This window comes from Flavobacterium columnare NBRC 100251 = ATCC 23463 (genome assembly GCF_002530675.1).
Lineage (GTDB): Bacteria > Bacteroidota > Bacteroidia > Flavobacteriales > Flavobacteriaceae > Flavobacterium > Flavobacterium columnare.
The window spans coordinates 17,250-30,031 of the sequence record NZ_PCMX01000034.1 but is presented as its reverse complement, the minus strand read 5'-3'; the positions used below and the strand labels follow the sequence as shown (position 1 = coordinate 30,031).

The following is a 12,782-nucleotide window of genomic DNA, read 5'->3' as shown; positions in this document are numbered from 1 at the left end:
AACGCTTTAAATAGTTGTTAAAGTATATAAAAGATTAGATAAGCAGTAGTAATAAATAATTTGTAGAAAAGATTTAGAGCCCTCTTAATAATCTTTTTATAGAGATATTTCTTAATTTTAAAGCTTTAAAAATATCAAGTCCTTTAACTAATGAATATTCCACAAAGTTCAAAGAAAAGAGTTGTTATAATTGGTGGTGGTTTTGCAGGTATTGCGTTAGCCAAAAAACTAAGAAATAAAAATTTTCAAGTTGTACTGATTGATAAACACAATCATCATACATTTCAGCCTTTATTGTATCAAGTTGCTACAGGAGGATTAGAAGCAGGTTCTATAGCGTACCCTATTCGTAAAGTTATTCAAGGATGTACGGATTTTTACTTTAGATTGACTACTGTAAAGGAGATAGATCCTAATCATCAAAAAGTTTTGTCAGAAATAGGTGATATACATTATGATTATTTGGTTATTGCTACTGGATCTAAAACGAATTATTTTGGGAATAAAGAAATTGAACGTAATTCAATGTCTATGAAAACCATTCCGCAGTCACTAAATATTCGTAGTTTAATTTTAGAAAATTTTGAAGAGGCTGTTTTAACGAAAGATGAACTAGAAAGAAATGCTTTGATGAATTTTGTTTTGGTAGGAGGAGGACCAACAGGAGTTGAACTAGCAGGAGCCTTGGCAGAAATGAAAAAAGCCATTTTTCAAAAGGATTATCCCGATTTAGATATTCAAAAAATGCAGATTCATTTAATACAAAGTGGCGATCGGATACTCAATACAATGACAGAAAAATCGTCTATAGCTTCTGAAAATTTTTTAAAAGAATTGGGTGTTAAAATTTGGAAAAATGTACGTGTAACAAATTATGATGGACGCACAATTACGACTAATACAAACCTTGTTTTAGATGCGGCAACGGTTATTTGGACAGCAGGGGTTCAAGGAGCTTGTATACATGGTTTGCCAGAAGAATCTGTTGTAGAACGAGTAGAACGCATAAGAGTAAACGAATTTAATCAAGTAAAAGGATTTGAAAATATTTTTGCCATAGGAGATATTGCTTCTATGGAAAGTGAATTGTATCCGCAAGGACATCCTATGATGGCACAACCTGCCATACAGCAAGGGGATTTATTAGCAGATAATCTACTTAATTTACAACAAAATAAATCTATGAAAGCCTTTGTATATGATGATAAAGGCTCTATGGCAACTATTGGTAGGAATTTAGCTGTTGTAGACTTACCTAAATGCCATTTTAATGGCGTTTTTGCTTGGTTTGTATGGATGTTTGTTCACTTGTTTTCATTGATTGGATTTAAAAACAAAGCGGTTGTTTTTTTAAATTGGGTTTATAATTACATTCGCTTTGATCGAGAAGGACGTTTGATTATTCGTCCTTACAAAAAGAAAAGTTTTATTACATTTACTAGTGACGAGATTTAGTGAATTGTGGCTTAAGTTTATTTTTTTTAAACTTAAGCCGTTTTATATTAACTAATCACTTTTTTAGAGAATGTAAAGATGATGATATCTTTTTTAAATTATCATTGTCCCATTTTAAAGTAATAATCAGCAGAGTGTTTACCACTTCCATAAAAAAGAAAGAAAGAACAAACACATAGTAAAAAGAACGATAAAATTAAATTTGTAGGATTCATTTGGTCGATAAAATTAATTAAGAATGCGCCCAAAAGAATAGGAATTTGAGCTATAATGGACCAACGTGTTAATAACCCAAATACAATCATAATTCCACCCATTATATGAGCTGCCATGACATAATGTACAATTAGCATTCCACCACCAAAATTTTTTATGGGTTCAATTAATTGTGTGTAATAAAGGGTATTAGTCATAAAAGAAACCCCTTTCATGAATAAAAAAATACCTACAAAAATTCTCAACAAATCCAATGAATAATAAGTGTGCGCATTTGCCCACTTATTCAAATTTTTTACTGTTTCCATAGCTGTTAGTTTATAAAATTGCATCTAAAATACTAAAAATCAGCTTATTATTTTAATTTTTTGGATTATATTTTATATAAAAAGCGTTTTCATTGGGTTGTATGTCGCTTATTTTATTTATATCAAAAGGAATCGTTTGCCAATTATTGGAAACCAAGATCGTTTGTTTTTTACTTTTTATAAAGAGTTCGATAGGCATTTTAAAATTAGGCTCCTCCGTAACCCATCTAATTTCAAATGTACGGTCTTTTTTTTGAATTTCTAAGAGGGGAATAGTGGTGTATTTTAGATACTGATTAAATATAGGGGTTAGATTCATCTTAGATTCTTTGTTAAAAAAATCAATTACTGTTTTTCCTTCGATAATTTGTTTTTTGTATTTTTTAGAGAAATTTAACAAAATATCCCACCATTTATCTATGCCTATAACATGACGTAGAGTGTTAAGCATATTAGCTCCTTTATAATAAATGTCGCCGCTTCCTTCTTTGTTTACCCCAAAATCTCCTATCATCGGACGATCATGAGCTATGTTCATACGAAGTCCTTTGCAATATTCTAGTGCTTTTTCATATCCGTATAGACATTCTATAAAAACTATTTCGGAATACATAGTAAAGGCTTCATGTATCCACATATCAGCAATGTCTTTGCTTGTTATACTATTGCCAAACCATTCATGACCTGTTTCATGTATCGTTATATAATCAAATAATAGTCCAATCCCAGTTCCTGATAAATCCTTCCCTTGATACCCTTTTTTATATTGGTTTCCGTATGCTATTGCACTTTGATGTTCCATTCCCAAATATGGGCTTTCTACTAACTTATAGCTATCTTCCTTAAAAGGATATTCGCCAAATTTTGATTGAAAACAATCCAACATAGGTTTTACTTCTTCAAAGTGTTTTCGTGCTTTTGATTCATTATTTCGTAGGACATAATATTTTAGATCTAAGCCTTTATGATGATCTTCAATTAATACATAATCGCCTATATTCACAGTAATGTCGTAGGTGTTAATAGGATTTTTAACTTCCCAATCCCAACGAGTATAGCCATTTTTCAGATTTTCATTTCCTAGAAATCGTCCGTTAGATACATTCATGAGTCCATTGGGAACGGCCACCTTAATAGAAGCTCCTAAATCGGGCTCATCACTTTGTGAATCTTTTACGGGGTACCAAGAACTAGCCCCAAATCCTTGACAGCTAACAGCCACCCAAGGTTTGTTGTTTAGATCATGAGTAAAGGTAAAACCACCATCCCAAGGGGCTCTTTTGGCTACTTTAGGATTTCCGGAATAATAGAATCTGATTTTTTGGGTGCTTCCTTTAGGAAGTGTATTAGGAAAATAGATAAAAGTAGCTATTTCATCACGTTTGTAATTCAGTTTTTGGTTGTCATAAAGGATGCTATCTATTTTCATGTTTTCAAATAAATCAATTTGAATTTTTGAAGTATGGTTTACTACTTTAAAAGTAATATCATTATAACCTATTATTGATTTTTGATCAATATTGATTTTGATGTTTAAATCATAACGTTGTACATCAAAACAGCTGCGTTCTGTTCGTAATCCTCCTTGTAGAGAGTCTCGATGGCTATATTGTTCTTTGGCTACAGTTAGCTGTGCTGATATAGGTTGAGTTTTTAAAAAAAGGAATAATAATAATAAAATATATTTTCTCATAATAAAAAAAAATCTACCGCGTAAAGGTAGATTTTTATGAGTTTTAATAAAAAAATAATTTATTATTGGATGTTTTAAATAGACTATGAATAATTAAGAAACATAGATGTAGTTTTTTTATAACTAAACTTGAATGACTCCTAAATTAAAAGGTTTTTCTATAGGAGCATGATTAGCAGCTTCTATTCCCATAGAAATCCAAGTACGAGTTTCAAGAGGGTCTACAACAGCATCTGTCCACAAACGAGAAGCAGCATAATAAGGAGAAACTTGTTCGTCGTAACGTGATTTTATTTTATTGAATAGTTCTTCTTCTTTTTCTGGAGTAATTTCTTCGCCTTTGGCTTTTAACGAGGCGGCTTCTATTTGTGTAAGTACTTTTGCTGCTTGTGCTCCTCCCATAACGGCTAATTCAGCACTCGGCCAAGCAAATATGAGTCGAGGGTCATAGGCTTTCCCACACATAGCATAGTTGCCAGCTCCATAAGAATTGCCTATTACGACTGTAAATTTAGGAACTACAGAGTTAGATACGGCGTTTACCATTTTAGCACCGTCTTTTATAATTCCTCCATGTTCAGACTTAGAGCCTACCATAAATCCTGTTACATCGTGCATGAATACTAAAGGGATCTTTTTTTGATTACAGTTTGCTATAAATCGAGTTGCTTTATCAGCACTGTCAGAATAAATAACACCTCCAAATTGCATTTCACTAGGTTTTGTTTTGGCTCCCGTGGTTTTAGCTATCAAACGTTGATTTGCTACAATTCCTACCGCCCATCCATCAATGCGAGCATAACCTGTGATGATCGTCTGACCATAGCCTGCTTTGTATTCATCAAATTCAGAATTATCGACTAAACGCTTGATGATTTCCATCATGTCGTACTGTTCTGTACGCGATTTTGGTAAAATTCCAAAGATTTCGTTCGGATCTAAAGCTGGTTTTTCGGGTTTGATTCGGTTGTACCCTGCTTTATTAAAATCGCCTATTTTACTAACAATGCTTTTAATTCTGTCTAAAGCATCCTTATCATCTTTTGCTTTAAAGTCCGTTACCCCTGAAATTTCGCAATGTGTAGTAGCCCCTCCTAAGGTTTCGTTGTCAATTGTTTCGCCAATGGCTGCTTTTACTAAATAACTACCTGCTAAGAAGATACTTCCTGTTTTGTCAACAATCAAGGCTTCATCGCTCATAATAGGAAGATAAGCACCACCTGCCACACAGCTTCCCATAACGGCTGCTATTTGAGTGATTCCCATACTACTCATTAAAGCATTGTTACGAAAAATACGGCCAAAATGTTCTTTATCAGGAAAAATTTCATCTTGCATAGGTAGATAAACACCGGCAGAGTCTACCAAATAGATGATAGGCAATCTGTTTTCCATTGCAATTTCTTGTGCGCGTAAGTTTTTTTTAGCTGTAATAGGAAACCATGCGCCTGCTTTTACGGTTGCATCATTTGCTACTACTATACATTGTTTGCCTTGTATATAGCCCATTTTTATAACAACTCCTCCTGATGGGCAACCTCCGTGTTCTTTGTACATACCTTCCCCAACAAAAGCTCCTATTTCAATTGAATTTGTGTCTTTATCTAGTAAATAATCTATTCTTTCTCGTGCAGTCATTTTGCCTTCAGCACGAAGTTTGGCAATACGCTTTTCTCCGCCTCCTAATTTTACTTTTGCTAAACGCTGTTTTAATTCAGATAGTAGAAGTCTGTTATGATCTTCGTTTTTATTGAAGTTTAAATCCATAGTGTATTGTTTAATTTCGGTCTGCTAAATTACAAAATCTGTTTAACTATTTAAAAAGAGCGTTAAAATACTGTTAACAGAATTAATATGTAATTCATCTTGGGTTAACATTAACTTAACATACGAAGGGTATTTTCGTACCTGAAATTAAATTGATTAAAAATGGCATTTAGAGACGTATTGAAATTCTTTTCTCCAAAGGATACAACTTTTTATCCTTTATTTATTAAAGCAACAGCAGATTTACTTGCTTTATCTGAAAATTTACACGAAGCTGTAAATATAGGGAAAAGTGAAATGGAAAATAGAACTAATTACTACAAACAAGTAGAGCAATTAGTAGCAGATATTGAGAATGTAAACCATAAAATGAATATCGAATTGAGTAGAAATTTTATTACTCCTTTTGATCGTGAAGATATTCACATGTTAATCACTACTATTACAGAAGTAGCTAATAATATATATACGGCTTCTAACCGTATGAACTTATATAATGTGGTTAAAATTAATAAATCCATTCGCAAATTAACTGAAATCACTTTAGAAGCGTGTACTCATATTAACGGGGCTGTATTAGAGTTGAAGGATTTAAAGAATTTAGATAAGATTAACAGTGCTGTTAAAAAAATTAACAAATTAGAAAGTAAAGCTGATTTAGTATTTGATAAGGCAGTAGCTGAATTGTTTGAAAATGAAACAGATGTTGTTAACATTATTAAATATAAAGAAGTATTATATGCTTTGCATAAAGCAACAGATAAATGTAAAGATGTATCTAGAACTTTAGAAGCAATTTCAGTTAAACACGCTTAATCGCTCTAAATTATTTTAAAAAAATGGAATTTGCTTTATTAATTATAATAATTGTTGTAGCTATGGGCTTCGACTTGGTCAACGGTTTTCACGATGCGACCAATTCGATTGCTACAGTGGTTTCAACAAAGGTATTATCGCCAACTCAGGCTGTAATATGGGCTGCAATATTTAACTTCGCTGCTTATTGGGTTTTTGATATGAGTGTAGGTAATACAGTAGCAAAAACAGTGGATAACTCGGTTATTGACTTGTGGGTGATTCTGTCAGGTTTGTTAGCAGCTACAGTATGGAATTTGTTAACGTGGTGGCTAGGAATACCTTCATCTTCTTCTCATACACTTATTGGTGGATTTGCGGGGGCAGCCGTAGCGCACGCAGGTTTTGATGTGTTGAAGTTAGAAGAAATTACAAAGCCCTTGATGTTTATTGTTTTAGCACCAATCATAGGGGGAGTTATATCCTTTATTATTACACTCATGACAATTCAAAGAAATTTCTTTATAAAATTGTTCTGTTATATCCTGTTAACTGTTTTTACAGTTTATATGACTTGGGCCTATAAAGATATTTTTGATATCAAGCCCATTATGATTTGGATCATAGGCGTTTTATTGTCTTCGTTTGTGTTAATTTTTATCATTTTTGAAATAGTTGTAGGTAAAAACAATACGGCTATGAAAGAAGGTAATTTATATAAAAAATTACAATTATTGTCTTCAGCAGCCTTTTCATTAGGTCACGGTGGAGCCGATTCTCAAAAAGTAATGGGAATTATTTGTGCTGCTTGTATTGTATATGCTAATGGAGTAAGAAGAGGAGAGGTAAAAGGAGAAGTACCTAGTTTATTACAAGTAACAGAAGTTTTACAAGTAAAATATACTAACGACGAAGGTAAAATTAAAAAATTTAAACCAGCTATTGGTATTTTCGATAAAGATACAATTTATGTAGATGGAAAAAAGATTATTGATTTATCTACAAAACAAAATATTTATGAAGATGAAAAGTTAGTTGCAGGAATTAATTCTAGTAATCCTTTCCTTTTGCATTTGAAAAAAGAAAATATTGATTTGAGTAACTTTGAAAAAGCAGTCAAACAGTTAAAAACATTACATGTATATACTGATAAAAAAGATGTGCATGATACTGATACAAAAGAAGTTATTTTTAAAGACAAAGAATTAAATCCTGCGTATCGTTATGCTAAAATATTTGCAAAGTACGTAGATGAAAAAGGAAGGTTAAAAGAAGAGATTAAAGCAAAGGTTGAAACTAAGGTTACGAATAAAACAATGCCTATATGGATTGCTTTTGGGTGTTATTTAATGATAGGTTTAGGAACATTGATGGGCGGTTGGAAAATCGTAAAAACAATGGGAACTAAAATTACCAAAGTTACTCCTTTAGAAGGAGTTTGTTCTGAAACAGCAGGTGCTTTAACGCTTTTTACAGTTTCTCAAATGGGGGTTCCTGTGTCTACAACCCATACGATTACTGGATCTATTATAGGTGTTGGTGCAACTAAGCGATTGAGTGCTGTAAGATGGGGGATAACCATAAATTTAATTTGGGCTTGGATTTTAACCATTCCTGTATCAGCATTAGTTGCCGCAATTATTTATTATATTTTGTCAGTTTTTAATTAATTATATTATTTCTCTAAAAAGAGGCTATTTTTAGCCTCTTTTTTTTTAATCCAGATTACGCATTAGCAATTTATTACACATAAAAACGACCTTGAATCTAAAAAGTACTTCATTTTTTATCCTCAATATAGTAAAACTATGGAGGTGAGAAAAAAAAACTTGTATTTTTATCTTCTTTGCCCTTTTCGTTTTCATCACAAAGGCTAACGTATAATTTAGGTTAAAAGAACAACAGTTCAATATACAACACACAACTTTAATTTAATATTTTTTAATCTAACGCTAAACATGAAAAAAAATCTTTTAATCCTGTTACTGGTTTTTAGTATAGGAAATGTTTTAGGGCAAAACGAAGAACATTTGTCAGGGTTTTCTACACTTTCGTTGACGTATAAATTTAATAAAAAATGGTATGTTTATGGCGAGTTGCAAGCTCGGTCAATTGCTGATTTGACTACTGTTGATTATTATGAAGTAAAAGGAGGAAGTGGCTATAATATAAATTCAAGTAATCAAGCCTTTTTAGGTTTAGGAAGATATGCTAATTATAGAGAAAAAAGTATTTCAAACGAAGAATTACGCTTCTGGCTACAGTATACTTATGCAAAAACAATTGGACGTGTTAAATTTGAAAATAGAATGAGGGGAGAAAAAAGACTTTTTCATAATCCTATTACAGGTATAAATACAAATACAGAGCGTTACAGAGATCGAATAAATGTTATTATACCTATTAATAATAAGAAAGTTGATGCGAATACTTTTTTTGTAAATGCGTATGATGAGCTGTTTTTAGGCCCAGATAACCCTGTTATAAAAAGAAACAGAATGTATGCAGGAGGAGGTTATCAGCTTTCTAAAGATTTTGGAGTATCCTTAGGTTATTTATTTCAAAGAGATTTTGGTTTAAAAACAAACACAAATTTGCATTTTATATTTTGTGGTTTAAATTTTACAATTGATAAATCCAATAGTGCTCCTGTAGAAGCACCCACACCAGATCATGATTAGCTTTTTATTATAAAAACATAAGAGGTGCTTTAGCGCCTCTTATGTTTTATTATTATCTGTGAAATTTTAGGATGTTTCTAAATAAAAAAGATTATTTTTTCTTAAGTATTTTATATTCCTCATAACACCCATTGATGGCATCTAGAATCTGAAGGTCATTGGCCGTTTTCATAAAAGATTCAGAGTAATTACAACGTTCCAAGATTTCATTTAATTCTTTTTCATTGATACCAAACATTAGATAAATGGTTTGACGATCGTAACGATTTTGTAGTATATTTCTTATGTTTTCATCTTTTCTCAACTCTTTTAATTTCTTGAGTTCTGTTGGTTTTTTTCCAAAGAAATTATAAAGTGCATCAGCAGGATTAAATAAAGAACCAATTACCCTATTAAAAGCATTAGGAGAGTTTTCTCCTCCTTCGTATCGTTTGGTAAGACCTGCTATAGAGTACCAATAATTTTCTCGTTCAGGAATTAATTTAGAGTCTACTTCTAGATAACCTGTAAGTTCATAAGGTGGAATTACTATTTCTTCTAAAGCATACGCTTTTTCTGTTAATTTTATTCGGAAATTTTGATTTTTTAGCCAGTCATTGGTTACTCTAATTTCAATAGACTGAAAACCTAAACATGAAATAAGCAAATTATCATTTACATCAGCCTTGATTTCAAAATTTCCTTTGGCATCTGATATAGCACCACGGACTTTATTGGTATTCACTATATTAACATTCCAAATTGGAGTTAAGGTATTGTTGTTGATAATAGTTCCTTTTACGGTGGTTTCTTGCCCCAAAAAAGAAGAATTGAAAAAGCTTAAAAGTATAAATATAAAATATCTCATAACTAGAATTGTCTTTGCTAATGTAGTTAAACCTTATGATATTTCTTGTAGTTTAAAGTAAAATTAACAATGTGTTTAAGAAAAAGAAAAGTCAAAAAGAACGTTTTTTGAAATTTATCTAGAAAAAGAGAGTAAAATAATGATTAATGTTTCCTCTTTACGTAAGAGGTAAGAGGAAACGATGTTATTTAGCCTTTTTTCTTACCGTTTTTAAAACGAACAGGTTCGAAAACAGGATTCGAAGTTTTGGTGTTTTTTTTAAAAGAAGCTTGCTTGTTTATGGGCTTAAATATTTTGTCAGCTGGCTTTTTTTCGATGGACTTATCAGATGGAAGTTTTTTTATATTTTGTTTGTTTGCATTCAAAATTTCTAAAGGGTTTTTAGAAATTTCTTTATTTCCTCTTAAATAAATAATTAAGGCATTTAAGAAATTGCGTAGTATTTGATCTCCACATTCCATATATTTAGGGTGGTCTTCATTACGAAAAATATTCCCTAATTCACCTTTTGAAATTCTAAAATCTACGAGTTCAAGAATTTCTACTATTTGATCATCTCTAAGTTGAAGAGCAACTCTTAATTTTTTAAATATATCGTTGTTTGTCATGTGACGTTAAAATTTTTTCAAAGATACGGTTTTAATCTATATTATTTATCTTATAAAGGGCTTGTTCATACGATACAGAAATGTTAATTTTTGTATATTCAGTACAAAATTATAGATTTGTTAAGAAATGAAATAAGTTATGAATACCCAAAAAGAAAAGATTAATTTGTTAAAAGAGATGATTGCATTTGCAATTGTAGATGGAGAATTACATGATAGAGAATATGATTTCCTTTGGATAGTAGCACAAGAATTAGAGATAGATAAAGCAACATTTTTGGAGTTATTTAAATTAAAAGGAGAAAGACAAGTACTGAAGGATGAGTTCCAACGTGTTTTACAATTTTATAGATTAGCTTTATTAATGCACTGTGATGGTGTTTTACATATTAGAGAAAAAGAAAGAATAGTTGAAATAGGGATTAATATGGGATTGAATCCAGGCGCTATGAAAAGAGTGCTTTATTTAATGGAAAAGGCACCTAATCAAATGTTAGAAGCAGAGGTAGTTATAGGAGCTTTTCAAGAACAGTTGAATTGACGTGTTTAATAAAAATAAAATAGCTCTTTTGCTTTTTAAAAAAAAGACTCTTTTTGGAATTGTATCTAACCAGCAAAAAACGATTGATTTTAGGTATAGAAAATAACTACTATAAGTAGAAAAGGTACTCCTTTTTTAATTAGAAAGGGGTGTAAAGAAGGTGTAAGAAATATTGAAATTTTATAACCTAGACCATTGATTTCGTTAGTTTTTTGCTTGAAATGCAGGGGGATAATAATAAAATTAGAATTGTCTGATTTTTTTAGTTTTTAAAGAACCAAAAAAACAACTTAGGAAAAGTTTTCTAAGTCGTTTTTTTGGATAGTTTTATAGTGTAAAGTTATACTTTTTCAATCTTTTTATTTTCATCACAACCAAAAAGATGATCGCGTTTGATGAGTTCTGCAATACCTTTTGGGAGCATTTCTTCCCATCCTGGTTTGCCACATCCAATCATTTTTAGAACTTCTCTAGAAAATATTTTTAAATGTGATTTGTCAAAATCTGTAATGTCAATTACTTTTCCATTGTAGGCAAAGAATTTATATAATTCTTTCATTCTAGGATGGACTTTTAGGTTTTGAGAGGTAAGAATAGTTCCATCTTCATCTTCCATTGGATACAAATAAACTTTCATATCGCGATAGAATAATTTACCAAAAGCTTCCAGGATTCCGCCGCTTAAGTGACGATAGTACTTTTCATCAAAAATATCAATTAAGTTATTTACTCCCATAGCAAGTCCCATACGCTCTTTGGTATAGTTAGAGAAATATTCTACAACTTTATAATATTCTTGGAAATTTGAAATGAGAACAGTTTGTCCTAATGAGCAAAGTAATTCTGCGCGATCTAAGAAATCTTTTTCATCAATTTCGCCATCGGAACGTAAATTAGATAAGGTAATTTCAAAGACCACAAGAGTGTTTTCTTCTTTTACTTTGTTTTCTTGGAGAAACATTTGTAGTGATTTTTCATACATATCCATGTTTACTTTCGTAACAGGGCGGAAACTTAAAATATTTTTCTTATATAAGATTTGAGCGGGTAATACGTTTTTGGCATTAGGATCAAACATAACAGCATCAGTCATACCATTGCATACTAATTGTAAACTCATTAAGCGGTTGTCAACTTGGTTGAAACGAGGTCCTGAAAAATTTACAGTATCAATTTCTAATTGGTCTTTGTCTATATGATCGTATAAATAACGTAATAAACGTTTAGGATCATTGTATTTATAAAAAGCACCGTAAATTAAGTTTACTCCCAGTTTACCTAAAGTTTCTTGTTGTAGTTTGGCATCATTTTCTTTAAAACGAATATGAAGAATAATTTCATTATATGCTTCATCTGGATCTAATTGAAAAATAATACCTACCCATCCATGGCCTTTGTATTGTTTTGCAAAATCTATAGTAGCCACAGTGTTTGCATAACTAAAAAATAATTTATTAGGATGTTTTTCTCTTTTTAGGCGTTGTTCAACTAATTCAATCTCGTGTTGAAGCATTTTACGTAAGCGACTTTCTGTTACATAACGTCCGTCATCTTCTATTCCATAGATAGCATCACTAAAATCCTTATCATACGCACTCATTGCTTTGGCAATAGTGCCAGAAGAAGCTCCAGCTCTAAAAAAATGTCTAACAGTTTCTTGTCCAGCACCTATTTCGGCAAAAGTACCGTATATGTTTTCGTTCAGATTGATTCTTAGGGCTTTATCGCTGATGGAAGGGATTTGTTCAATCTCTCTATCTCCTTTTAATCTAATTTCGTTTTGTAGATCTTTCATCTTCATAATTAAATACGGTGTAAAGGTAGTAAAAGCCTTATTTTTTATCAAATAATATTTATTTTTGTAAAAAAAG

General features: G+C 31.3%; 11 protein-coding genes. 5 read left to right on the top strand and 6 right to left on the bottom strand.

All coding sequences use genetic code 11. The annotated features are described in order from the left end of the window. Window positions 1-150: 150 nt before the first annotated feature. Window positions 151-1,455, top strand: coding sequence for an NAD(P)/FAD-dependent oxidoreductase (locus B0A78_RS05810; protein WP_065213268.1), 1,305 nt, complete (start codon window positions 151-153; stop codon window positions 1,453-1,455). A 101-nt stretch (window positions 1,456-1,556) separates the two neighbouring features. On the opposite strand, the gene B0A78_RS05805 is transcribed toward B0A78_RS05810, so the two are convergent. The 3 genes from B0A78_RS05805 to B0A78_RS05795 all read right to left on the bottom strand — a co-directional run bounded on the left by B0A78_RS05805 (window position 1,557) and on the right by B0A78_RS05795 (window position 5,439). Further along, window positions 1,557-1,979: a DoxX family protein gene (locus B0A78_RS05805; protein ID WP_041253398.1), complete on the bottom strand. Its 423-nt coding sequence runs from the start codon at window positions 1,977-1,979 to the stop codon at window positions 1,557-1,559. Between the two features lie 52 nt (window positions 1,980-2,031). Next, complete coding sequence (locus tag B0A78_RS05800; protein ID WP_065213269.1) at window positions 2,032-3,672, bottom strand: M1 family metallopeptidase; 1,641 nt, start codon at window positions 3,670-3,672, stop codon at window positions 2,032-2,034. Window positions 3,673-3,795: 123 nt separating this feature from the next. Beyond that, a complete protein-coding gene (locus tag B0A78_RS05795) occupies window positions 3,796-5,439 on the bottom strand; it encodes an acyl-CoA carboxylase subunit beta (protein ID WP_014165318.1) in 1,644 nt (547 codons plus the stop codon). 162 nt (window positions 5,440-5,601) lie between these two features. Here B0A78_RS05795 and B0A78_RS05790 point away from each other — a divergent pair, with 162 nt between their 5' ends. From B0A78_RS05790 to B0A78_RS05780, 3 genes are all read left to right on the top strand, one after another. After that, a complete protein-coding gene (locus tag B0A78_RS05790; RefSeq protein ID WP_014165317.1) occupies window positions 5,602-6,255 on the top strand; it encodes a DUF47 domain-containing protein in 654 nt (217 codons plus the stop codon). A gap of 23 nt (window positions 6,256-6,278) precedes the next feature. Then, window positions 6,279-7,904 carry an inorganic phosphate transporter gene (locus tag B0A78_RS05785; protein ID WP_097609463.1) on the top strand — a complete coding sequence of 542 codons (1,626 nt, stop codon included), beginning with the start codon at window positions 6,279-6,281 and terminating at the stop codon, window positions 7,902-7,904. A 288-nt stretch (window positions 7,905-8,192) separates the two neighbouring features. Then, on the top strand, window positions 8,193-8,915 hold the full coding sequence (locus B0A78_RS05780; RefSeq protein WP_014165315.1) for a DUF2490 domain-containing protein: 723 nt from the start codon (window positions 8,193-8,195) through the stop codon (window positions 8,913-8,915). A 91-nt stretch (window positions 8,916-9,006) separates the two neighbouring features. On the opposite strand, the gene B0A78_RS05775 is transcribed toward B0A78_RS05780, so the two are convergent. Beyond that, window positions 9,007-9,762 carry a carboxypeptidase-like regulatory domain-containing protein gene (locus B0A78_RS05775; protein WP_041253203.1) on the bottom strand — a complete coding sequence of 252 codons (756 nt, stop codon included), beginning with the start codon at window positions 9,760-9,762 and terminating at the stop codon, window positions 9,007-9,009. Window positions 9,763-9,950: 188 nt separating this feature from the next. Continuing rightward, window positions 9,951-10,370, bottom strand: coding sequence for a DUF1456 family protein (locus B0A78_RS05770; protein ID WP_014165313.1), 420 nt, complete (start codon window positions 10,368-10,370; stop codon window positions 9,951-9,953). 139 nt (window positions 10,371-10,509) lie between these two features. Here B0A78_RS05770 and B0A78_RS05765 point away from each other — a divergent pair, with 139 nt between their 5' ends. Continuing rightward, window positions 10,510-10,911, top strand: coding sequence for a TerB family tellurite resistance protein (locus B0A78_RS05765; protein WP_014165312.1), 402 nt, complete (start codon window positions 10,510-10,512; stop codon window positions 10,909-10,911). 340 nt (window positions 10,912-11,251) lie between these two features. Here B0A78_RS05765 and B0A78_RS05760 read toward each other — a convergent pair whose 3' ends face one another. Next, complete coding sequence (locus B0A78_RS05760; RefSeq protein ID WP_097609462.1) at window positions 11,252-12,706, bottom strand: TonB-dependent receptor; 1,455 nt, start codon at window positions 12,704-12,706, stop codon at window positions 11,252-11,254. Window positions 12,707-12,782: the final 76 nt, after the last annotated feature.